33 protein-coding genes are annotated in these 23,068 nt (G+C 30.4%); all 33 read right to left on the bottom strand.

Features of this window, described 5'->3' with window-relative positions; translation table 4 throughout:
- Positions 1-105: 105 nt before the first annotated feature.
- The 33 genes from MSU_RS00890 to MSU_RS00760 all read right to left on the bottom strand — a co-directional run bounded on the left by MSU_RS00890 (position 106) and on the right by MSU_RS00760 (position 22,758).
- The gene (locus tag MSU_RS00890; RefSeq protein ID WP_013608891.1) at positions 106-882 is read right to left on the bottom strand and encodes a hypothetical protein; all 777 of its coding nucleotides are present in this window, start codon (positions 880-882) and stop codon (positions 106-108) included.
- Between the two features lie 159 nt (positions 883-1,041).
- Positions 1,042-1,191: a hypothetical protein gene (locus tag MSU_RS04685; protein WP_193345417.1), complete on the bottom strand. Its 150-nt coding sequence runs from the start codon at positions 1,189-1,191 to the stop codon at positions 1,042-1,044.
- Positions 1,192-1,195: 4 nt separating this feature from the next.
- Positions 1,196-2,284, bottom strand: a complete 1,089-nt coding sequence (locus MSU_RS00885; protein WP_237696901.1) for a hypothetical protein — start codon at positions 2,282-2,284, stop codon at positions 1,196-1,198.
- Between the two features lie 24 nt (positions 2,285-2,308).
- Positions 2,309-3,388: a hypothetical protein gene (locus MSU_RS00880; RefSeq protein ID WP_013609680.1), complete on the bottom strand. Its 1,080-nt coding sequence runs from the start codon at positions 3,386-3,388 to the stop codon at positions 2,309-2,311.
- Positions 3,389-3,394: 6 nt separating this feature from the next.
- Positions 3,395-4,465, bottom strand: coding sequence for a hypothetical protein (locus tag MSU_RS00875; protein WP_013609679.1), 1,071 nt, complete (start codon positions 4,463-4,465; stop codon positions 3,395-3,397).
- A gap of 91 nt (positions 4,466-4,556) precedes the next feature.
- The gene (locus tag MSU_RS00870) at positions 4,557-5,330 is read right to left on the bottom strand and encodes a hypothetical protein (RefSeq protein ID WP_013608883.1); all 774 of its coding nucleotides are present in this window, start codon (positions 5,328-5,330) and stop codon (positions 4,557-4,559) included.
- A 149-nt stretch (positions 5,331-5,479) separates the two neighbouring features.
- Entirely contained in the window at positions 5,480-5,614 is a 135-nt protein-coding gene (locus tag MSU_RS04905) for a hypothetical protein (protein WP_013608882.1), read from the bottom strand.
- Positions 5,615-5,629: 15 nt separating this feature from the next.
- On the bottom strand, positions 5,630-6,475 hold the full coding sequence (locus MSU_RS00865; RefSeq protein ID WP_013609677.1) for a hypothetical protein: 846 nt from the start codon (positions 6,473-6,475) through the stop codon (positions 5,630-5,632).
- 122 nt (positions 6,476-6,597) lie between these two features.
- The gene (locus MSU_RS04680) at positions 6,598-6,741 is read right to left on the bottom strand and encodes a hypothetical protein (RefSeq protein ID WP_013609676.1); all 144 of its coding nucleotides are present in this window, start codon (positions 6,739-6,741) and stop codon (positions 6,598-6,600) included.
- A 73-nt stretch (positions 6,742-6,814) separates the two neighbouring features.
- Complete coding sequence (locus MSU_RS00860) at positions 6,815-7,828, bottom strand: hypothetical protein (RefSeq protein WP_013608880.1); 1,014 nt, start codon at positions 7,826-7,828, stop codon at positions 6,815-6,817.
- A 74-nt stretch (positions 7,829-7,902) separates the two neighbouring features.
- Positions 7,903-8,790, bottom strand: coding sequence for a hypothetical protein (locus MSU_RS00855; protein ID WP_013609675.1), 888 nt, complete (start codon positions 8,788-8,790; stop codon positions 7,903-7,905).
- 83 nt (positions 8,791-8,873) lie between these two features.
- A complete protein-coding gene (locus MSU_RS04900) occupies positions 8,874-9,008 on the bottom strand; it encodes a hypothetical protein (RefSeq protein WP_272941035.1) in 135 nt (44 codons plus the stop codon).
- Positions 9,009-9,109: 101 nt separating this feature from the next.
- Entirely contained in the window at positions 9,110-9,940 is an 831-nt protein-coding gene (locus tag MSU_RS00850; RefSeq protein ID WP_237696900.1) for a hypothetical protein, read from the bottom strand.
- A gap of 137 nt (positions 9,941-10,077) precedes the next feature.
- Entirely contained in the window at positions 10,078-10,209 is a 132-nt protein-coding gene (locus MSU_RS04895) for a hypothetical protein (protein ID WP_272941034.1), read from the bottom strand.
- A 61-nt stretch (positions 10,210-10,270) separates the two neighbouring features.
- Complete coding sequence (locus MSU_RS00845) at positions 10,271-11,410, bottom strand: hypothetical protein (RefSeq protein ID WP_013609673.1); 1,140 nt, start codon at positions 11,408-11,410, stop codon at positions 10,271-10,273.
- 83 nt (positions 11,411-11,493) lie between these two features.
- A complete protein-coding gene (locus MSU_RS04350; RefSeq protein ID WP_052293977.1) occupies positions 11,494-12,129 on the bottom strand; it encodes a hypothetical protein in 636 nt (211 codons plus the stop codon).
- A 468-nt stretch (positions 12,130-12,597) separates the two neighbouring features.
- Entirely contained in the window at positions 12,598-13,236 is a 639-nt protein-coding gene (locus MSU_RS00835; RefSeq protein ID WP_013609671.1) for a hypothetical protein, read from the bottom strand.
- Between the two features lie 6 nt (positions 13,237-13,242).
- A complete protein-coding gene (locus MSU_RS00830) occupies positions 13,243-13,878 on the bottom strand; it encodes a hypothetical protein (protein ID WP_013609670.1) in 636 nt (211 codons plus the stop codon).
- 83 nt (positions 13,879-13,961) lie between these two features.
- A complete protein-coding gene (locus MSU_RS00825) occupies positions 13,962-14,567 on the bottom strand; it encodes a PH domain-containing protein (protein WP_013609669.1) in 606 nt (201 codons plus the stop codon).
- Between the two features lie 80 nt (positions 14,568-14,647).
- Positions 14,648-15,481, bottom strand: a complete 834-nt coding sequence (locus MSU_RS00820) for a hypothetical protein (protein WP_013609668.1) — start codon at positions 15,479-15,481, stop codon at positions 14,648-14,650.
- Between the two features lie 13 nt (positions 15,482-15,494).
- Complete coding sequence (locus tag MSU_RS04520; RefSeq protein WP_148221829.1) at positions 15,495-15,818, bottom strand: hypothetical protein; 324 nt, start codon at positions 15,816-15,818, stop codon at positions 15,495-15,497.
- A gap of 467 nt (positions 15,819-16,285) precedes the next feature.
- Positions 16,286-16,843, bottom strand: coding sequence for a hypothetical protein (locus MSU_RS00810; protein WP_013609666.1), 558 nt, complete (start codon positions 16,841-16,843; stop codon positions 16,286-16,288).
- A 1-nt stretch (position 16,844) separates the two neighbouring features.
- A complete protein-coding gene (locus MSU_RS00805; protein WP_013609665.1) occupies positions 16,845-17,318 on the bottom strand; it encodes a hypothetical protein in 474 nt (157 codons plus the stop codon).
- Entirely contained in the window at positions 17,290-17,415 is a 126-nt protein-coding gene (locus tag MSU_RS04890) for a hypothetical protein (protein WP_272941033.1), read from the bottom strand. The genes MSU_RS00805 and MSU_RS04890 overlap by 29 nt, the downstream gene beginning before the upstream one ends.
- Positions 17,416-17,434: 19 nt before the next feature.
- Positions 17,435-17,932 carry a hypothetical protein gene (locus tag MSU_RS00800; protein WP_148221828.1) on the bottom strand — a complete coding sequence of 166 codons (498 nt, stop codon included), beginning with the start codon at positions 17,930-17,932 and terminating at the stop codon, positions 17,435-17,437.
- Positions 17,933-17,936: 4 nt separating this feature from the next.
- Positions 17,937-18,689: a hypothetical protein gene (locus MSU_RS00795; protein WP_013609663.1), complete on the bottom strand. Its 753-nt coding sequence runs from the start codon at positions 18,687-18,689 to the stop codon at positions 17,937-17,939.
- Position 18,690: 1 nt separating this feature from the next.
- On the bottom strand, positions 18,691-19,305 hold the full coding sequence (locus MSU_RS00790) for a hypothetical protein (protein WP_013609662.1): 615 nt from the start codon (positions 19,303-19,305) through the stop codon (positions 18,691-18,693).
- A 2-nt stretch (positions 19,306-19,307) separates the two neighbouring features.
- Positions 19,308-19,871, bottom strand: a complete 564-nt coding sequence (locus MSU_RS00785) for a hypothetical protein (RefSeq protein WP_013609661.1) — start codon at positions 19,869-19,871, stop codon at positions 19,308-19,310.
- Positions 19,871-20,428 carry a hypothetical protein gene (locus MSU_RS00780; protein WP_013609660.1) on the bottom strand — a complete coding sequence of 186 codons (558 nt, stop codon included), beginning with the start codon at positions 20,426-20,428 and terminating at the stop codon, positions 19,871-19,873. Before MSU_RS00780 ends, MSU_RS00785 begins: the two co-directional genes overlap by 1 nt.
- 1 nt (position 20,429) lies before the next feature.
- Positions 20,430-21,038 (bottom strand): hypothetical protein, encoded by a 609-nt coding sequence (locus tag MSU_RS00775; RefSeq protein ID WP_013609659.1) that lies wholly within the window; start codon positions 21,036-21,038, stop codon positions 20,430-20,432.
- A 24-nt stretch (positions 21,039-21,062) separates the two neighbouring features.
- Entirely contained in the window at positions 21,063-21,410 is a 348-nt protein-coding gene (locus tag MSU_RS00770; RefSeq protein WP_013609658.1) for a hypothetical protein, read from the bottom strand.
- Between the two features lie 401 nt (positions 21,411-21,811).
- Positions 21,812-22,405, bottom strand: coding sequence for a hypothetical protein (locus MSU_RS00765; RefSeq protein ID WP_013609657.1), 594 nt, complete (start codon positions 22,403-22,405; stop codon positions 21,812-21,814).
- Positions 22,406-22,515: 110 nt separating this feature from the next.
- On the bottom strand, positions 22,516-22,758 hold the full coding sequence (locus tag MSU_RS00760) for a hypothetical protein (RefSeq protein ID WP_013608857.1): 243 nt from the start codon (positions 22,756-22,758) through the stop codon (positions 22,516-22,518).
- Positions 22,759-23,068 lie beyond the last annotated feature (310 nt).

The following is a 23,068-nucleotide window of genomic DNA, read 5'->3' as shown; positions in this document are numbered from 1 at the left end:
CTCTTGCCTCTATTCATTGTATAAACCAATGAATACCTTTTTTAAAGTGATTTTTTAGTTAAAAAATAATTACTAAAAATAGGGCCATTTGGCCCTATTTTTTATTTATATAGAAGATTTAAATTCTTCTGGAATTGGAAGATTACTCATTAATTTCTGAGCTATTCTATTAGACATTTCATCTTCCATTTTTTCTAATTCTCCTTCAAATACACCTAGAGAGCCTCCAGCATATTTTGTTAATCTAGGATTTCATGCAAGAATTCCAGTTCTTGGATTATTTATCCTATCCTTGAATTTTTTGATGAAATCCTCTAAATCTGAAACTTTATTTCTGATTTTTTTTAAGAATTCAGAATCTAATAATTTAGAGAAAGGATCCTCTTCTCCTTCTTTTATATTGAGATATTTTCCAAAAGTTACTCTATCACCTGTACTTCAGCCAATTTTCTCTAAAGCCTCAATAAATTCACTTCTAGATATAGATTCTGTTTCTTCATCTCATTGCAAGCCCTCTTGGGTTTTTTGCAATTTATCAGTATATTTACCTTGCTTACCCTTTATTTGGCAAAACTCTTTATAGAAATTAAATAAAGCTTTTCTTTGCCCAAGAGATAATTGTCCTGTTTTTTCTTCTTCCACTATTCTCTTACTTCTAGAGGGTCTTGATAAAGTTTCTGTATTTTCACTTTCCTTTTTCTTTTTTCACTTATAAACGAATCTGACTGCTTCAGAAAAGTCTGAATTAAATTCAGTTAAATCTTGCTTCACTTGTTTCAAGTTACTAGAAGATTCATTTTCAATTACTTTAGTTTGAAAATTCTTTTGAACTTCTTTAAATACTCCCTCAACAATAGATTTGGGAATCAATTCTTTTCCCAAATCTTCTTCTATAAAATTCTATAAAAAATAAAGGAGTATCTTCTGTAGTTGGTGAATTTTCTTTAGTTTCTAAATTATTTACTAATAATCCTCCCTCTTTCGGGGAGGATATTAGAGAACTAGAAACTTCTAAATCACTTCTCGAATTATTGAAAGAGTTTAATACTCCTGAATGCCCCCCCCAAGGTTCAAGAAAGAGAAGGGATAAGACATTCTATTGTTATTTCCTGATGGAGAAAAAATAAAAGGTAAAGAAGAAGCTCCCAATACTATGGGAGCTAATAAATAAGCTGTTGTTTTTAACTGCATATCTTTATTTTTCTCCTGAAGCTTTCAGCATTTCTCCTGTTAATTTGGCAGCTATAAGTAATAAAGCTTCTTTTTCTATATTTCCTGTTTGTCCTTGAAAAATTTTCAAGGAAGAGGCTAAGGTTGCCGGATCTGGTCTCCTCCAACTTCATCCTTTTCTTCATTGCTCTTCTTGTCCTCTTAAAAAATCTTCTGTTTTATTTTTTCAAAGAACAGCTTGTCCTCTTATTTTGCTCAGAAATTCTCCATCCAAAAGTCAAGAAATTGGATCATCTAATTGAGCTCCCTTCTTTTCCCCTCTAAGGTATTCACCAAAATGGGGCATATCTCCATCTTCTTTTCAACCAATTTCTTCTAGAGCTTTCAAAACATTATTTTCTGAAGTGAGAGGTTGAAATTTTGGATCTTCTGAGTTTATTCCTTTTTCAACATTCTTTAATTGACTAGAAAATCCTTTTTGTTTTTGACTTAATTCAGAAAATTTTTTGTAAAAGCAAAATAAAGCTTTTCTCTCCTTCGGAGAAGGAGGACTAATTTCTTCTTCAGGAACTTGTCTTCTTCCTCTTGACAAAGTTGATTCAGAAGAAATTTCTTTATTTTTCTTTTCTCATTTTTCAATATTTTTTCTAATATTTTCGAAGTTTTCGGAATGCTCTACCAAAATCTTTTTTACTTCTTCTAAGCTACTAGAACTTTCTGTTTCAATCTTTTTAGTTTTTTGATTTTTTGATAATTCTTTAAACATTGTTCCTATAGTGGAATCCGAATTTGATATTCCACTTATTTCACTTTCATCAAAAAAATTGAGATTTTGTTCTCCTCCAGAAAACAAAACTTCTATATTGTCATTTTGATGACTACTTGATAAGTTTTTCAATTCAAGTTGTGAAGATTTAGAATATCCCATACTATTTGTTAAATACCTTTTGGAACGTTTCTCAAACTCTAAATTTCTTGTGTTATGCCCCCCCCCGCGATTTACAAATAAGTTAGAAAACAAGGAAGAAATATTATTATTAGAGTTTCCTGTAGAAGAAATTAAAAAGGGTAATGAAGAAGCTCCCAATACTATGGGAGCTAATAAATAAGACATTACTTTTAATTGCATAATTATTTTTTAAGAATTTTTAATCATTTCTTCCATTAATCTATTGGCTATCTTCATGATGGCATCTTCTTCAATGGAGCTTGCAGATGATTGAAGAATATTTAGAGATGAAGAAATATCTCTACATCTTCAAGGCCCTCAAGTGCCTCTACATGATTGTCTTTGACCTTCTATAAATTGTTCTATCTTTCCTTTTCAAGATATAGCTTCACCTCTAGTTTTTTCTAGAAAAGAAATATCTAATAGAACAGATAAAGGATCTTCTCCCTCTATATTTATTTCTTTTCTTAGATATTTTCCAAAATTACTCATATCACTATCATTTCACCCAATTTTTTCTAGAGCACTTACAATATCCATTTTTGAGCTAAGTGCTTGAAATTGAGCTTCTTCAAAAACTTCTTTTCCCTCTACATTCTTTAATCTATTTGAATATCCTCTCTGTTGTTTTCTTAATTCTGAAAATTTTTTATAAAAGCAGAATAAAGCTTTTCTTTCCTGTACAGAAAGAGTTTTGGAACTTTCTTGTTCCGCACTTCTTCTTGACTTTGAAGATTTAGAAGCTTCTTGAGAAGATGATTGTTTTTTAGATCACTGTTCAATAATTTTTTGCGCTCTCTCAAAATCTTGAGTATGATTTACCAAGATTTGCTTAACTTTGTCAAGGGTTTGAGAGCTCTCTTCCTCAATTTCCTTAGTTTCTTTATTTTTAGTTATTTCACTAAAAATATTTTCTATAGTCGGATCTGAACTCAAAATTTCATTTATTTCATATTTCTCGAAAATACTAGAAATTTGATCTTCAGTTACAGAAATTTTTTCTACATCATTTTGAAGACTTGTTAAGCTTTTCAAATCAATTTTTGAAGATTCTTGATGATTCATATTATTTGTTAAGTCTTTTTTAGATCTATTTCCTAACTCTAAACTTGTTGTTGCTCTATGCCCCCCCCCGCGAATTTCATCAATAAAGGAAAATAAAGAAAACACATTATCAGTATTTACTGATGATGTAGAAAAAACAAATGATAAAGAGGAAGCTCCCAATATTATGGGAGCTAATAAATAAATTGTTGATCTTAATTGCATAAAACTCTATTGTTCTTTTGAAGCTTTTAGCATATCATTTGTCAATTTAGAAGCTATTAAAAATAAAGCTTCTTTCTCTATAGAACCAGTTTGTTCTTGAAAAATTTTTAAAGAATTTCCAATATCTCTTCTCCTTCCGAAAGTTCAACCATTTCTATATTGTCACTCTTGTCCCTTAATAAAACTATCAGTCAAACCTTTTCACTTAACGGCATCATTTCTTATTTTTTGCAAAAATGAATCTTCTAAAAGTAATAAAAGAGGATCACTTCCATCTTTTCCTCGTTTTTCTCCCCTCAAGTATTCTCCAAAATCAGTCATATCTCCTTCATTTCAACCTATTTCTTCTAAAGCTTTTAAAACTTTGTTCTCTGAATTCAAAGTTTGCTCTTGCGAAGCTTCTTTTTCTGATCCCTGCTCAACATTTTTTAATTGACTAGTAAATCCTTTTTGCTTCTCTATCAATTCAGAAAATTTTTTATAGAAGCAAAATAAAGATTTTCTTTCTTCAGGAGAGAAAGAAATCTCTTGATCTTCTGTTTGTCTCTTTCCTCTAGAAGATTCTGGTTTTTCAGAAGAAAGTTGTTTTTTCTTATTTCATTCTTCTACTTTTTGAATAATTGATTCAAAATTATTGGAGTGTTCTCCCAAACTTTTCTTAACTGTCTCCAAACTTAATGAACTTTCTTCTTCAATTTCTTTTGTTTGAGAATTTTTAACTAATTCTTTAAACAAAGTAGTGACAGTTGAATCTTTTTTCAAGTTCAAGTTAATGTCATTTTCTTCTAGAAAATTAACAAGCTGCTCTTCTGGAGAAATTGAAATTCCTAAAGATTCTGATTGACTTTCAAAACTATTTGAATCTAGTTTTGAGGGGGAAGAGTAATTCATATTATTTCCTAAATTTCTTTTAGTTCTTTTCGAGAAACTTAAAGAATCATATGCGCCCCCCCCCGAAGAGGAGAAAGAGGTAGTTAAATAATTAACTAAATTACTATTTTGCGATAATAGAGTTGACAAAGGAGCTATTGCTCCTAATGCGGGAATTAACGCATAAAGCCCTTTTCGCAACAACATAACCAAATTTTTCCCCTTTCATTATAAAAATCAAATTAACACCTCCTTATAGGAGGTTTTCATAGTTAAAGCTATTAAAAAACCAAATTTACTATAAGGTCGTCAATTCATATTCTTGCGAAATTGGAAGTTTCTCCATTAATTTTTGAGCTATCTTGTAAGATAACTCATCTTCAAATTTCTTTTTTTCTCCAGAAAAAACTCCAATAGAGCCGGGAGCTCATCTTTCTTGAATTCTCCCTCATCAACCTCTAGTTCTTTGTCTCTCTAAACTTTCTCTAAATGTATTTAATTTTTCGCCTCAAGAAGAAATTTTTTCTCTAATTTCTTTTAAATAAGAATCTTCTAATAAGAAAGAAAAGGGATCTTCTTGGCCCTCAGAAATTTTCACTCATTGTCCGAGAGAAATTCTTTCTTCTTTTTCTCATCCAATTTTTTCTAAAGAACTAACGATTTTTTCAGAACAGAAATCTTTTTTAACTGAATCAATATTTCTCCCATATCCTCCGGCTTCCTTTAATTCTTCAGAATATTTTGTTTGTTTATCTGTAATTCCGCAAAACTCCTTATAGAAATAAAGTAAAGCTTTTCTTTGAGAAACATTTAGTTGTTCTTGAAAAGGCTCTGATGCTCTTTTTTCTCTAGTTGTTTGTTTAGGAACTTCAGAATCTTTTTTTCACTTAGACATTTCTTGAAGAGCTGATTTGAAATTTTCCTTATAGTTAGTTAATTTTCCCTGAGCTTCTACTAAATCATTTGAGGATTTCTTTTCTATTGACTTAGTTTTTTCATTTTTTTGAACTTCCGAATAAAAACTTTCTATAGTAGATTTGGTTTCTAAGTCTTGTAACAAATCTCCCTCCACTAAAGGAGAGAGATTATCTTCTACATTTATTGAATCTTTTGGTATTTCAAGGCTATTAGTTAATTGATTTTTAGGTAAATCAGAAGAAATTAAAGAATTAGATATTCCAAGATTTTCTTTTTTGGAGCTATAAGTATTTAAAGAGGGGCTTAAGTGCCCCCCCCAGCAAAAGGGTTTAAGGAGAAAAAATTAAAAGTTGATCCTTCCTTGGATAGGAAAAATGGAAAAGATGAGGCTCCAAAAAATAAAGGAATCAAAGCATATTTGTTGAATGTTATGCGCATGAAAAAATATTATTTCTATTTTTTCTTTTGAAGTGATTCTTCCTCCCTAACTTCTTCAGAAGAAGACATTTCAGTTATTAATCTATCTGCAATCATCAATACAACTTCATTTTCTAAGATGATTGCATTTCTTCTAAGAAGACTTACTGAATGATCTATGATGCCTTGTCTTAAAAGATTAGATCACAAGAAGGTTCTTAAACGTCTGTGTCTTTCTTCAAATTCTTTTATTCTTTCCTCTCATTCTTTAGATTTGTAATTTATTTTCTTTAAGAATTCCTCATCTCCTAAAAGAATGGAGAGAAGATTCTCTCCATTTTCTTTTTCACTTTCTACAAGATATTTCTTAAGTTCTTCAATCATACTTTCTTTCCTTCATCCAATTTTTTCTAAAGCATTCAGAACTTTTCTTTCTTTGCTGAGCTCTTTAACTCTAAGATCTTCAAGATCTTTTCCATCCTCAACTTTCTTTAATTGTTCAGAATAGCCTGTTTTCTTTTCCCTTAATTCTGTGTATTTTTGATAGAAAAGATATAGAGCTTCTCTTTCTCCCTGAGTAAGGGTTTTCAAATCTTCTTGCAATACTTCAGCATTTCTCAATAATTTTTCCTCCAAATCTTGTCTTACTTCTTGATAGTTTCCTCTTTTCTTTTTCCAATCTTCAATGGTTTTCTTAACTTTTGCAAAATCTATATGATGAACAAAAACTTGTCCTTTTGCATCTTGTAAATTTCCCTGAGAATTACCTTGAATTGTTCTAGCATCAAAGTCTTTCTTAACTTCTTTCATTATTTGGTGAATAACTTTTCCATCTTTGTCTGAATTCAAAGCATCTTCTAGTAATATGGTGTGCTCATGCACACCACTAGAACTAATTTCTAAACTATCAGAATTATTTCTAAATTCAACTACATTAATTCCTGTTGTCGGAGATGAATAGCCAAAACTATTAACTAATTCTCTCTTTTCAGGACCACTAAAAGTTAATGTTGAGTGACTGCCCCCCCCCCAGCGAGAGGAGCAATCACCTTACTCACTAAACTACTGTCTTTTAATAAAAAAGCTGTTACAGGGGCTGAAGCCCCCAAAATAGGAACTAAAACATAAAGTCCTTGTCTCAACAACATATAACGAAAATTTTTCCCCTTTTATTATATGAATCAACAAATTACCCTTCCAAAAAGGAAGGTAATTTACTAACTATTTAATAACGGGAGGTCAATTTCCAGATTTCATTAACTCAATTATTGACATCTGTTCTAATAATCTATTTGATATTTCCATAGACATTTCAAATAGAAGATCATCTATTTCTTTTTCAAATATTCCTAAAGAAGGATCTGTTCTTCCTTTCATTCAGTCACCTCAACCACTCCTATTTCTTGACAATTGACTTTTTTTAAATCTTTCCAAACTTTCTGTTCATCGAACAACTTCATCTCTAAATTTTTTAAGTTTTTCTGACTCTAACAATATAGAAAAGGGATCATTTCCCTTTTCTTTTAAATAAAGTCAATCACCAAAAGTAATTATTCCCTCTCTATTTCAACCAATTTGCTCTAGAGAATTAACTACTTCTATAGAGCAAAATTTTTTATTACTAGATTCTGAAAAATTCAAATTACCTGCAGCTTGACTTAATTCTCCAGAATATTCAAATTGTTTATCTTTTATCCCGCAAAACTCTTTATAGAAATTAAAAAGAGCTTTTCTTTGTTCAACAGTAATCTGTTTTTGATCTTTTTTTCTCACAGTTGAATCTCTGTGAGAAATAGGTAAATTATCATTTTTTACTTTTGCCTCTTCTCAATCTTTTACTGACAAAACTGCTTCCTCAAAAGTCTTATTAAATTCAGTTAACTTACTTTGAACTTCTTTCAAAGTAGAAGAAGATTTTTCTTCTATTTGCTTAGTTCTAGAATTTCTATTTACTTCACTAAAAACACTTTGAATAACTTTTTCAGGATCTGAATTAACTAATAATTCATTTTCTCCCAATTGGGAGAAACTCTCTTCTACAGATATTGAATTATTAGAAATTTCAAGATTATTTACTAATTGCTTGTTATTTTCTAATGAAGAAATTGATGAACTAGAAATTCCTAGTTCTTCTTTTTTATTTCCGAATGAATTAGAGAAATAATTAGATTTTCCTAGTCCGAAAGAAGATATGAAAGAAGAAAAATTAAAAGGACTTTCTCTCTGAAAAGCCAATAAAGAAAGAGAAGGAGTTCCGACTAAAAATAGTGGAATTACAACATATTTTCCTATTCCTAATTTCAGAAAAATTATTCTTGTTTTTCTGACAAAATTCCCTCTAAATCTTCAGTTGACATTTCACCCATAAGTCTAGAAGCTATTTTCATTACAACTTCACCCTCAACTGATCCTGCTTGTTTCTTAAAAATATCTAGAGAAGAATTAAGAAGTTCATCATGTCTTGGATCGCTTCACCCAACTCTTCTTCTGCTTCTTTGTCCCCTTATAAAATCTTCTGTCTTTTTCTTTCACTCATTAGATTTATCTCTTAATGTTTGCAAAAGTTCAAAATTACCTAAAAGTATTGCAATAGGATCTCCATCATCTTTTATTTCACCTCTAAGGTATTTACCTAATTTATCCATATTTTGCTCTTTTCACCCAATTTTTTCTAAAGCTTCTAATATTCCGCTTTTTGAACTAAGAGCTTGAGATTCAAGCTCTTCAGAATTTCTTCCTTCCTCAACATTTTGTAATTGTTTAGAAAGTCCTTTCTTTTTATCTCTCAATTCAGAAAATTTCTTGTAAAAGCAGAATAAAGCTTGTCTTTCATCTTGAGGAAGTATATTTACTTCCTCTTGAACTTGTTGTGTTTGCCTTTTAGATCTTGATGTTTCAGGACTACTACTTTCTAAAACTTGGGATTTATTTTTTTCTTCTCACTTTTTAATATCCTCTTTAACTTTTTGAAAGTTTGAAGAATGATTACTTACTTTTTCTTTTGCCTCTTCTAAATTTCTCTTAGATTCACCTTCAATCTTTCTAGTCTCAGAATCTTTCTTTACTTCTTTATAAAGTTGTTGAACAGTAACACTATTAGAAAAAGAATCTATTTCTTTTTCAAAAAATAATATGGAATCTTGACTTTCGATAGAAAGTATTTCTAAATTTTCATTTTGTTTGTTGATGTTTTCCATTCCTCCCACTTTTAGGGAGGAAACATTTTCTAAATTATCTACTAGTCCTTTTTGGGATGTACCTCCAAACTCTAGATTTTTAGTTATGCCCCCCCCGCAGAGGAAAGGGAAGTAACTAAAGTATTTACTAAATTACTATCTTGTAAAAGTAATGCAGTTATAGGGGCTGAAGCCCCTAATACAGGGACTAAAACATAGATCCCGTGTCTCCATAACATACCTTAAATACCCTAATTTCCCCTTTCATTATATAAATCATTTGAGACCTCTTTTTTAAGGAATGAAATAAGGGCCAATGGCCCTTATCTATTCTTTATATTTATTTACTTAATTCAGTAATTTCTTCAACTTTAATATCTCCTGTTGTCATTTCATTTATTAATCTTTCCGCTATCATTAACACAACTTCACTTTCTACAGCTGTCATAGTTTTTCTAAGAATACTTACTGAATGATCTATTCTTTCTCTACTTAAAGATCTTTTTCCTCATAATTGTCTCAGAAGATCATGTCTTTGATCAAATTCTCGTAATCTTTTTTCTCACTCTTCAGATCTCAATTGTGTTTCTGTTAAATAATCTTTTTCTTTTAGAAGAGCTTCAAGAGGATTATCTTCCTTCTTCTCTTTTGAAAGAAACTCTTTAATTTTTTCGATAATATTTTCTTCTTTTCAATTAATTTTTTTAAGAGCTTCTAAAACATTTCTCTCGGAACTTAAAGTTCCGGCATTCAGGCTATTAGGATCCTTCCCTTCTTCAACTTCCTTCAATTGTTTTGAGTAGCCCATCTTCTTTTCTCTTAATTCTGTGTATTTTTCATAAAAAAGAAATAAAGCTTCTCTTTCCTCCTTGGAAAAAGTTTTGATTTCTTGATTATTTACTCCTTCTCACCATTTTTCCTTGAATTTTCCAACACTTTCTTTAAAAGAAGGTTGTTTCTTTTTCCATTCTTCAATTGTTTTCTTAACTTTTTCGTAATTTTGGTTATGAATATTAACTTTTTCCTTAGCTTCCTTTAGATTTCCTTGGGAGTTTCCTTGAATAGTTCTGGCATTAAAGTCTTTTCTAACTTCTTTCATAATTTGATGAATCACTCTTCCATCTGCTTCTGAATTAAGTCCATTATCTAGTAATAAGGTGTGCTTTTGCACACCTTCAGAATTAATTTCTAAACTTTCAGAGATATTTTTGAATTCATTCACATTAAGTCCTGTTGTTGTGGTTGAATAACCAAAATTATTGCTTGTTAATTCTTTTTTACCAATATTTTCAAAAGAAAATTGTTTAGTTATGCCCCCCCCGCAGAAAAAACAGAAGATAAATTATTTGCTAAATTACTATCCTTTAGTAAAAATACTGTTACAGGGGCTGAAGCCCCTAAAACAGGAATTAAAACATAAAGTACTTGTTTAAGTAACATTTATTGAAATTTTTTCCCCTTTTATTATATGGATAAATTAAAGAGCCTAAAAATAAATTAACTATTGAATAATAGGTAAAGAAGTTGGTTTTCCAATTATTTTTAGTATCTCATCTTGAGGCATCTGATCAATTAATCCTTTAGCTATTTCCATAGACATTTCATTTTCTATTCCTTCTTGTTCTCCTGCCAAAAGGTTTTGTGCTTGCTCAGCATATTTTCTGTAATTTCTATTCCTTCTAGATCAATAAGAAAGTTCGCTTTCAGAAATACCTTTCTTAAATTTACTTATCTTTACTACCCAATCTGCTACTTCTTTTCTAGTTTTCTTTAAATATTCTTCTTCTAGCAATAAAGAGAAAGGATCTTTCTCTGTCTGATCATTTCTCAAATAAAGTCAACTTCCAAAAGTAACTCTTCCTTCTTTATTTCATCCAATTTTTTCTAGAGATTCAACAACATTTCCTTCAGAACAAGTTCCTCTTTTGGTACTTCTAGAAAATCTTCTAGATCTTTCAGTTCTCCTTAATTCAGAAGAGTATTCTTGTTGCTTATCTTTAATTCCGCAAAACTCTTTATAAAAATGAAACAAGGCTTTTCTTTGTTCAAAACTTAAAGGTACTTGAAGTTTTATAGAACCTTTTGTTTTTCCATTAAATTTTTCTCTTTTAGATTCAGGAAGAGCTTGATTTTTTATTTTTAATTCCTCTCAAATTTTTGTGGCAGTAACTGCTGCCTCAAAATTTTCATTAAATTCAGTTAATTTTCCTTGAGCTTCTTTTAAGGAAGAAGAAGATTTTTCCTCTATATTTTTAGTTTTTACATTTCTTTCTACTTCTCCATAAACACTATTAATAGTGTTTTTAGGTTCTGATGAAAACATCAAAAATTCTTTTCCATCTAAAGAAAGTGATTGACCTTCTTCCACAGATATTGTTACTCCATCAGCTACTCTCAAACCATTAATTAAATGGTTTGTGTTAGTAACAGAAGAAATTGAAGAATTTGAAATTCCTAATTCATTTTTTCCAGTTCCATAAGAATTTAAAGAAGATAAGGGAGTAGAAGAATATCCTCCCAATAGGGAGGATATAGAAGATAAATTAAAGGGATTTTCTTTCTTTAAGAAAAGGAAAGACACTGGAGGAACTCCAAAAAGAAATGGAATTAAGGTATAGGGAACAACTCTTTTTGTAATCAAAAAATTTATTACTTATTTTTGTCTTTTTCCTTTTTAAATTTTCTATTCAATGAATAGGGCTCAGTGGCCCTATTTGTTTTTTATTAAGTAAATTTAGAAATTTCAGAAAGAGGCATTTGCTCAATTAATCTTTTAGCTATTTCTAAAGTCATTTCTTCTTCTAGACTATCACCAACTCCTGTAAGAATACTTAAGTTAGGTTCAAAATATCTTTGATAATTTCTACCACCTCAACTAGATAATTGTGAACTTCTTTGACTCTTTTTAAAAACTTCTATTTTTTCTCCTCAAGTTTTTAATTTTTCTCTAATTTTTTTTAAATATTCGGCTTCTAACAATATAGAAAAAGGATCTTTTTCTCCATTCTGAAGATTTTCTAATTTAAGTCATTTTCCAAAAGTAACTTTCTCATTTGCATTTCATCCAATTTGATTTAGAGCTCAAACAACCTCATCTTTAGAAATAAAAACTCTTTCTTTCCCGCCCACAATATCTTCACCTTTTTCTGTCTTTTGTAAATCTTCAGAATATTCAGATTGTTTACTTTTTATTACACAAAATTCCTTATAAAAATTGAATAAGGCTTTTCTTTGCTCAAGGTTTAATTTTTCTGAAATTTGTGGCTCAACATCCCTTCTTCCTCTAGAATTTGTGGATCTTGCTTGAGGTTCTTTGGAAATTTTCTCTTTTTCTTTTTGTCATTTTTTAAATACACTCAAGGCTGAATTGAAGTTTTCGCTAAAAGGAGTTAATGTCTTCTGAGATTCTTCTAATTTTTGAGCAGATTTAACTTCTATTTCTTTCGCTCTTACATTCTTTTTAGATTCTGAATAAATTTCGCTAATTACTTCTTTTGATTCTCCCCCTAAATTAAGTTCGTTCCCAAAAAGGGGAACTGAACTATCTTCTACATTAATCGAATTTTCTTTTAAAGAGAGATTATTTAAAGGTTGACTCTCACTTTTATTGGAGGAAATTGAAGATTCAGAAAAACTTAAATCTTCTTTTCCAATTCCGAAAGACTTTAAAAAATTTGTTGAGTGCCCCCCCCGCGAACTAGAGAAATAGTAGATTCGAAAACATTAGTTAAAGAATTATCTTGCAATAAAAGAGCAGTCAAGGAAAATGCTCCCACAAATAAGGGGATTAACATGTACAGACTATTTTTTAAAAACACTTTTTAATTTTTATTTGCTATTTTCTGAAGAGGGAGGATATTTACCTCTTCTGTAATCTTCTAAAAAATCAAGAAAGTCTACTTCATTATCAAAATAATTCCTTACTTCTCTATATTTTTCAGAATCTTTTGATTCTTCATCTTTGTGACAGGTTGAAGTAATTTTTTCAGAACTATCTGAATTAGTTCAACAAAGTCATTTGTTATCGAAACCTCAAAGCTTTTCTTTTTGAAGAATATTTCCAACTAAAGGATCTTCATCTCTTTTATTTTTTGGAAATACTTCATCAAAAATCTTTCTAGATAATTCTTCTTCAACTTTCAATCAAATTATTGGTTGATTTTTATCTTCTGATCCATTCAAAGATTCTTTCATGAAGTTTTGACATTTATCTTTTTCTAATGTTCTTTCAATTTTCCCATTTGAAAGAACTCATTTATCACAAATAAGTGATATATTACTTTTCTTATCCCTGAAAACATATTCAGCAACTACTCTTGACTCCCCATCATCTCTAATGAAAAATTCTGAAGACGCTCCCTTATTTACTAAATGATTTGAAATTGATAATCCTATTCCTCCTCCGGCAATTATTCCTCCAACGCCAAGTGTTAGAGGAATTACTATACCTTTAAATCCTAAAGACATACCTTTTTAATTATTTTTTAAACATCTAATAATAACTAAATCATTTTTAGGAACTGTTCAGCAACCTCAAACATCTTTAAATTTTCATTCTTGTTCTTCTCCCTTAACTTTAGGATCTCCTTTTATATATTGAGAATCAAAAAATTTTTCAAAAATACTTTCAAAATTTTCTTGATTTGTTCTTAATCACATTACGGATTCTCCCGTATGATTTGTTCCTTCAAAAACTTCTTTAACTAAGAAGTTTTGACATTCTTCTTCTTTAAATTCTTCTTTATCTGTTATTTCTTCTGAAAATAATCTAATGCAAGTCAAAATATCTTTTTCTTTCCCTAATTCCTTATGAACATAATGAGCGAAAGGCTCATTACTTTCTTTTAGGGCTTCTGTCAATGCATCTTCTCTTTGCTTTCCTAAATCTTTAGGAATTTCTGAAAGATGATTATGTTCTTTCTGTACTAAAGGAGATGATTGATTAGACGTGGAATCGATTTTAGTGACAGAAGAAAAATCCTTATTTTCTCCGGAATCAAAACTCTCTCGACTTGAGAATAAATTAACTAATCCAACTCCTCCACCGGCAACTAATCCTCCTGCTCCCAGAGTTAAAGGTATTAAAAGGGCTTTAACTGGTAATGTCATATTTTTAAATTATTTTTTCATCTTTAAGGCATTTGAAAATTACAAAATTGGAATTTTCTTCTAAATTCTTCCAACAAGATCATTTATTTTCTATATGTCATTCCTCTTCATTTACTAATGTATTGTTTTTCTTCTCCACTGATGAAAATATTTTTTAAAAATTTTTCAAAGTTATCTTGACTAACTCTTAATCACATTAATGATTCATTTTCATGTTCTTTTTGATCTCCAAAAACTACATCTAACAAAAACTTTTTACATGATTCATCTTGTTTAGATTCTTTTTCTTCAATATTTTCTGAAAATATAGTTTCACATGTCAGAGGTTTTGAATCCTCTAAATCTCTATAAACATATCTAGCAAATGGTTCACTACCTTCTTTTAAGGCGGCATTCATTATTTCTTCTTTTTGTTGATCAGAAATTAATTTCTGAACAATAGTTGGACTGAAATCTATAGATTGTTCTGTAGTTTCTAGAAGAATATTTGAATCCCCTTGATCTCGATTTTCTTCATTAGTGAAGGGTTTGTCACTTTTTACAAGATTATTACCTATTTCTCTACTACTTTTATCGTGATTATTTTCTTCTTCTTTCAGAACATAATTCAAACCAATACCTCCGACAGAAGCAATACCAGTGAATCCAAGAATTGCGGGAATTACAAAACTTTTTAAAGTAATTGGCATATTAATTATTTAGAAAATTGCCTAAATTGTATTAAAAAATTTTTTTAGAAACTTAGAGGCTTTTTGCCTCTAAATGTTTTCTAAGTTCTGTTTTTTATTTGTTCTGCCATTCTATTAAATTCATCTTCATGATCGAATGATTCAATAACCCCAACATCTTCTGTTTCTTCTTGAATTTCAGGAGAATTTTTATAGCAAATTACATTTACTTCTTTGTTTTCTTTTAGTTCAGCCCTACAAGTTCACAATCCTCTAAATGTTCATTCTTCTTGTTCTCCTATTTCGGGACTTTTAATTTTTGAGTCTCCTACTATTCATTCAGTAGGAAAAGCATCCTCCAAAATTACTTCATAGTTGTCTTGACTTGTTTTGAGTCAAATTATTTGTTCTTCATCATGACCTGAAGAAACTTCTAATGCTTCTTTTAAAAATTCTTGACAACCTGAATCGACAAGAGTCCTTTCTGCTTGTTCCCCGACAACAACTCACTTATCACAAAAAGTTGTTGTCGGATCTTTATATACATATTTAGCAACTACTTCAGAATCATTACCTTTAATGGGTTTAGAAATTACTTTTTTAGGATTTTCATCATTTCCTTTTCTTCACTCAATAAATACTTTGCCATCAAATCCAGAATTTTCTGAATTTAATTGAGATTTTTGGGGATTATTTTCTTTCGAAGATGTTTCGTCAGAATTAGAACTTAATTCTTTATTTTCTAATGGATTTTTTGGAGAAGAAATCTCTCCAACACTAGGATTTTTAACTCTTTCAGTTGTAGAACTTATTTGTCTTTCTTTTGAAATAGTTTCTTTATTTAAGAAACTAGCTAAGCTAAATCCTCCACCTGCAGCAATCCCAGTAAATCCAAAGACTGCAGGAATTAACATACTTTTTAAGCCAAAAGGCATATTTATTTACTTATTAACTCTTAGGAGAGTTGGTAGAAGAACTAACTTCAGAATTTCTTAAAAAATTTCTAAATTCATTTCTAAAGCATCCTGCAGAAGTTAAATTTTTTTCATCTTCCTTTTTCATTGAGCATTCTCAATTATCTCTAAACGTTCACTCTATTTCATTCTCTTTTTTAATTTCTTTTACTGAAGAAAAAGGAATAAAAACTTCTTCAAAAACATTTCAAAAATTATTTTTATCTGTTTTGAATCACAATACATCTTGTTCCTCTTTATCTTGTTGCCCTTCTCAAATTTCTTTAATTAATAGCTTTTTACATTCCTCTTCTGTCAATATTTCTACATTTCTCCCGTCGGGAGATAATCAATTCTCACATGTAAGTTTTTTATTATTCTTTTCATCTCTGTAAATATATTCAACAAATGTTTTTGAATTTTCTCTGGGAGAAACTAATGTCTCTGAAGATGGCGGAGTATTTTCGGTGACTGAAGGTGAAGCAGATACTTGATCTGTAGATTGTTGTGATTCTTCCCCTCCCCTGGAATCTGTCAGGGAACTTAAAGTGGAAGATTCTGGGGAGGAAGAATCGCTATCATTATGTTCTACTTTCCGTTTATGAGAATCTTCCTGACTACCTAAACCCCCATCATTATTTGTTTCCCTTCTCTCCTCATATGGCTTAATTTCTTCTGAGGAGACATTTTTTGAAAGAATTAGTTAAATAAAGTCCTCCTCCGGCAGCTGTGCCGGTAAAAACTAATGCTACAGGAAACAGAAGACCTTTTAAGGCTAATGGCATACTATCTTCTTGTTACGTTTTCTTTGTGGTAACAAGAAACTTCAACCTTACCATTTTCTGCAGAAGATTTCTTGCAGGATAACGAAAAAGCATCCCAAGATTCTTTTTCAAATCTTTCTTTATCTATTAAGAAAGCATCTTCTTTTGTGTTGTCTCCATTGAAGAAACTTAGTAAAGTTTCTACCACCTCCCCTTCTTTAATTCTTAATCACATATCAGGTTGTTCTTTATAGTTACCTCTTCATTTTTGATCAATTATTTTGTCACAATATGACTTACTCATAAACTCTTCTTTTCCATTAATCTTCTTTAAACAAGAATTGGGATCCTCCCAACTCTTTCCCTTCAATATGTACTCAACAGAAATTAATTCTTGTTGTTTTTCTTCTATAGAAGGAATTTCCTCTCTCATTCCTTCTCGTGAATAAACAATACCTAAATCTCTTTTTGATTCAACTTTTTTACCTAAATGACTTGATAATCCATAACTTCCTACAGCGACAACCCCAGTAACTCCCAGCAATGCTGGGATTACAAAACTTTTAAAAACTATAGGCATATTATTTTCTTATTACTTTGTCACTGTGAAAGCAGGTAACTTCAACTTTACCATTTTCCACATTCTTTCTAGTACATGACAAAGAGAAAGCATTTCAAGATTCTTGAGAGAATCTTTCTTCTTCTATTAGAACTCCATATCACCCTTCATAATTGAAGTGACTAGAGAGAGCTTTCACTACATCTTTTTCATCAGCTCTTACTCACATATCTGGTTGTTTATAGTAATTACTACTTCACTTTTCATGAATTATGCTGTCACAAATTTGAGGATCCATAATTGATTCCTCTCCATTAATTCATTGCAGACAGGAAGGATTATTTCTTTCTGTTCCCTTCAGGATATATTCAACAGAAACTGGTAAATTGTTTTTAGTTGACTTAAGGGGAGGGACTCCCCTTCCTCCAATTCCTAAATTGTTATTTTCTCGTAACTTTTCATCATGCTTACTGCCCCCCCCCAAGTTCGGAACCACTACTTAAATAATTTGATATTCCATAACCTCCGGCAGCAACTACACCACTCATTCCCAAAACTAATGGGAATATCAAACTCTTAATTCCTAACACCATACTAAATTAATTATCTATATTAATGTCTTTTTGCATTTTCAGTGAAAGTGCAACTAACCTCAATCTTTCCATCTTTTATTGGCTTTTTAAAACAATTCATTGATTTAGAGGTTAATTCAGTATTTTGAATTGGCAAAAATAATTCTACACTTATTGACTCATTTCCTTTCCCCTCCTCATTAATTAAGTTGGACAGAGCCCCAACAATATCTTTATTTTCTGATCTCAACCAGAAATCTGGTTGTTGATCTTTTTGATTATTTCATTTTTCTTGAATAATTTGTTGACAAACATTTTTATCCATATTTCTTTCATTTCCATTACCTCATCATTCAAAGCAAGTTGAATCTTTACTTTGATCTTTTTCTTTCAATATGTATTCAATAGGCGCTATTTCTCTTTCTTTTTTAATTCCAAAAACATTGAAATAATTTGCTGCCCCATAACCTCCCACTACAGCAATTCCACTAACTCCCAGTAACACTGGGAGAACAATACTTTTTAAACCAAAGAACAATATACTATTGCTTTTCACCAAATTCTATTTTTTCTTGATTTTTATGACAACTTATAACTACTCTTCCAGATTTGTCTCAATTAGTTACGCAATCTCATTCTTCACCTAGCTTTCAATTTTGATTTTCAATTTCAAAATTACCTTTTCTTAAATTCTTTGGAAATGAATAATTGAAGATATCTTCAAAATCATCCTGACCAGCCCTAAATCACTTTATTGATTGATTTCCCGAACCTCCATTATCTCCCAAAACCTCTTTAATTAATAAATTATTGCAATCATTATCTCCCAAAACCTCTCTATCATGTCAACTTGAAGAAAATCACTGTTCACAAGTTAGAGGGATTCCATTTTTTAAATCTCTATAAACAAATTCAGCAATTACTTTTTCAGGACCTAATGAAAATATTGGCCCCTTTCTTTCTCTTATTTGTTTAATTAAATCTTCAAAACTAGGAACTACTTCAGAAAAATCTTTTAACTTTTCTCCTGAATCATCTTTTTTGCGGAAGAAAGAAGATAATTGTTTTGACTTTTCTGAAGTTGCATCTTCGGAACTTTTCGGAGCCAAATTTATATTATCTACATTATTTTTTGTTGCTGGAACTACAACAAGAGAATTCATTGAATTTTTTCTATAAGATTTCCCTTCATATTTACTAGACAAAAGTCTTGCCAAACTAAAACCTCCTCCCGCAGCAACTCCTGTAAATCCTACTGCGAAAGGTAGATATCAACCTTTCAAATTTAACGGCACGTTATCTAGTTAAAGGATTTAAAGGTGTTGTGGGGTTACAATTTACAACTATTTTTTCTGGAAATTCTGTATCTTGTTTATTCACGCAATTTCTATTGCTGTAAGTTCATTTATTGTCTCCCCTTCTCTTTAAAAAATCTTTATTTCTTTCCGAAATTCCAAGTATTCTTTTAAAAAATTTGAAAGCATTAGTCTCGCTGGCCCTTAATCAAATTTCAGGTTGTTGTTCTAAACCACCTTTTGGTCAAAGTTTTTCAACTTTAGCGTCGCACTCCTCAGAATTTATTGGCTCAGAATTTCCTACAACTTCTTTAGGTCATATTTGACAAGCAGGGCCTCCCATAAATGTTTCTCCCTTATAAATTACTTCTGTTGCCAAACTTAAATCAACTTCTGGTTTTTTAGTTTTTTCTAATGCTAGAGAAGAAGCATCAGAATTTTCTTTTATTTTTGAATCTTTCGTAGAAGCCTCCCCTTTTCCGACAGATTTTTCTTTCTTAAAAATCCCTAAATCATTATTTTGAAAAACATAACCTAAACCGAGTCCGCCTCCGGCAGCGCTAGCTCCCAACGCAAGAGTTATTGATGCAACTTTAGTTGCAGCTACAAGACTCATAACTAACTAGAAGTCAAATTTTCTAGTGAAAATATTGTGGGGGTTTCTTCGCAATCCAAAATTATTCCTTCAAGACCAGAACGCAACTGAGAAGAATCTTTTTTGTGGCACATTCAAGAATATCTTTCTCAATAAGAAAGTTCTCTAACTTCTTGTCAAGTTTTTTTGTTATTTTCATTTCTTCCGGTAATGTAAATATCCAAAACATTATCTAAATGTTCTTCTTTAACTTTCATCCAAACTTTAGGATTATTCCCTTTTGGATTACTCCAAACAACTTTTTCTTCTCCGTTGCAATTAATTTCTTTGGTGATAAATTTTTTATCTAATTCTTTTTCTTGCTCCTCTTCATCAATAAATAAGTTGAAACAACTTATTTTTCCATTTTCAGTTTTTTCTTTTTTAATTATTTCTCCAATTTGTTTCCCCAGAAAAGAATCTTGAACTAAATTACTTTCATTATTTTTATTGTTTAAAAAATGCCCTAAGCCATAACCTCCTCCAGCGGCACTAGCCCCTACAACAATAGTTATTGTTGCTAATTTAGTTATTCCGAAAATACTCATTATTTTTCGGAATATGAATTATCAAATCTCATTATTGTGTGAGTTTCTTCACAATCTAAAGCAATTTCTTCTGAATTTGTTTCAGAAGATTCTTTTTTGTGGCACATTCAGTCATAACGCTCCCAATTTTGTCTATTTTTAACTTCTCCTCAAGCTTGTTTATTGCCGTTAGCTCCGGCAATAAACATATCTAAAACTTTGTCCATTTGTTTTTCTTTCACTTTCATTCAAACTTTTGGTCGATCATTGTAAATTTCTCCCCAAATACCTTTGAATCTTTCATTGCAATTAATCTCTGAAGAAACATCTTTCTTGATTAATTCTTGTTGTTCTTCTTTAGTGAATAAGTTGAAACAACTTATTTCTTTTTCAGAAGATTTTGTTCTATAAATAATTTCTGCAACCTTTTCACCAAAAGATTCTTCTTTTGGTATATTTTCTGAATTTTTCAATTCAGAATTATTGTTCAAATAACCTAAACTAAATCCTCCGCCAGCTGCTAAGCCAGCAAAACCTACAGTTAAAGGTAAAGTAAAAGCTTTAAGAGTTAAATGCATACTACTTTCTCAAGTTACTTTGAGTTACTGTACTGTTGCAACTCACAATTATTTTTTCTCCATCTTCTAAATCTTTTTTATTGGTACACTCTCAACTCAAAGATGTTCATTTTTCCTGATTATCTTTCTTTAGAAGTTGTTGTTTTTCTTTTGAAAGTCCTCAATATTTAACAAAAAATAAAACAGCATTCTCTTCGCTAGCTTTTAATCAAATTCCTGGTTGTTGAGAAGAATTTTCTTCAGGTCAATTACTTTGTATTTTTTTCTGACATTCTGCGTCATCCATTATTTTTGGATCTCCAACAACTTTTCCTGCTCACCCTTTACATATATTTCCATGTGACTTCCCATAAATAACTTCTGCATCAAAACTTATTTTTGGTTCGGAAGCTTTACTTTTTAAATCTTTTTGATTTGGGTTTGAACTATCCTTTTCAGCATTATTTATTGGATCTGCAGGAACAACAACTGGCTCTTTTTCATGTCTTTCTCTAAAAACACCAAAACTATTATTTTGGGCAGCATAACCTAAACCGAGTCCGCCTCCGGCAGCCCCAATCCCTAATGTAAGAACTATTGTTGCGGCTTTGGCCGTTCCAATAAAACTCATTATTTAGTTAGATTATTTAAAAAATTATTCACAACTTACAACTATCTTTTTAGGATCTTCTGAATCTTCTTTATGTTCACAAGATCAACCATTAGCCTCCCAATTACCTTGATTTTTAGTCTTTAATAAATAATGCTTATTTTTAGGTAAAGATAACTTTCTCTCAAAAAATAAAGCTGCTGTTTGTCCATCGGCCCTAAATCAAATTTGGGGTTGACTATCAAAATTTTCTTTCCAAATTTTTCTAATTTTTTCTCTGCATTTAGATTTTTCTAGAATCACAGATCTTCCATTTTGTCCATTATTTCATTCTTCACAAGAATATCCATCATTTGTTCTTCCTTTATTTATGTACTCTGCAAGTAATTCCAATTTCTTAATTGGAGAATCTTCTAATAGGTTTTTATTGGGAGGGAACTCAACTTCCTCATTTAATAATTTTTTTGGTTTTTCATAATTTTTTATTCACTTACTTTTAAAAGAATTCAGGATTTCATTTTGAAATACATAACTTAACCCTAAGCCCCCCCCGCAGTGGCTCCACCTATAGAAAGACCTACTGCAGAAATTTTTAAAGCATTAAAAAATAAACTCACTACTTAACTTTTCTTAAGTCGGAGATTTACTCCGACTTTTAAAAACTCTACAACCTTTTTGTAATTTAAAAAATTTTCAATGCCCCCCCCGCACAAAAACAGAAATTTAAAAAATTTCATATTAAAAATCTATGAAGGAAAAATTACAAATATTTTATTTATTAATAACAAAAACATTTAGTTTGAAATATCTTCTGAAACCTCAATTTGAGGTTTTTTATTGCAACTAATAACTATAGTTTTTTCAGAAACTTCTTGATTTTCTTCATTTCTATTGCAAATTCATTCTCTATCTTCTTTTTGACTTTCTCCAGCCTTAATGTCAAAAGAAATACTATAGCTATTTAAAGCTTTCCTTACAGCTTCATCATCTTTAGCTTTTATTCATACTTTTGATAATTGATCTTCGGAATCTTGTATTTTTAATTGTTCTGATTTTTGTTTACATTCAGTTTCCCCTACTTCTTCAAAATTAACACTATTTCCAGAAAGAACTAAATTTTTACAGCTCAAAGTACCATCTTTTTGCCTATAAATTCCTTCAGCATAGAATTTCTTCTCAACTCTTCTTTTTTCGGAAGGAGTTGCAGAAGAATCTCCTGTTGAATAATAACTGGCCACCTTAGTATGATCAGAACTATCGTAGATAGTTCTGGTTTTATCGACTATTCTCCCATTACTTCCATAAATGTAACTTATTCCATAACCCCCAGCAACAACTCCACTTAAAGAAATTGTTGTAAACAATAATTTTGGAAAACTAATCAACATAAATGCCTAAAACACCTTTCTCATAGACAAAATTACATATATTTTAAGAACAAAACTAAAGCTGTATTAAAAGAAATTAATTTCCGGAGGAAACTCCGGAAACTTAGTTTCTAGTATGAGTAGTAATTTACTTGTTTAGCTTTGTTTTGGCAATTAACAACTATTCTTTCTTCACCATTTTCTTCTTTGTAATTGCATTTCAAATTTGTAGTTTCTCATTGACCTTCTTTATTTCTTCAAAGAGAATTATGTTCTTCTCTCGGTAAAGCTAAATTTTTGGAAAGCAAAGTTATTGCGGAATCTCAGTCTGATCTGAATCATTTATCTGGACTACTTTCAAAATTATCTCCCAAAATTTTTTTAGCTTTTTCTTGACATGAATTTGTTTCTAGAGCTTTAGGATCTCCATAATTCTTATAATCCCATTCCCAACAAGTATAGGATCCTCCATTATTGATGCTCTTAGAAATAGCTTCAGCTCTGAATTCAAATTTTTTGGCTGGAACTTCTTCCTTAGCCTTATCTCTAAAAGATTTTTGTTTTTGTCTTTCTAAAGCTTCTTGTTTTTTCTGTTCTTGTTTTTCTAGTCTTTTTTGTTTAAGTAGCTCTAATCTTTTATTTTTTGCAAAATAACTGAATCCATAGCCCCCCCGCGGTAGATCC

Origin of the sequence: Mycoplasma suis str. Illinois (assembly GCF_000179035.2) — a bacterium.
GTDB classification, from domain to species: Bacteria; Bacillota_I; Bacilli_A; order Mycoplasmatales; family Mycoplasmoidaceae; genus Eperythrozoon_A; species Eperythrozoon_A suis.
The sequence above is the reverse complement of the archived record's forward strand: the minus strand, read 5'-3'. Positions and strand labels throughout refer to the sequence as shown.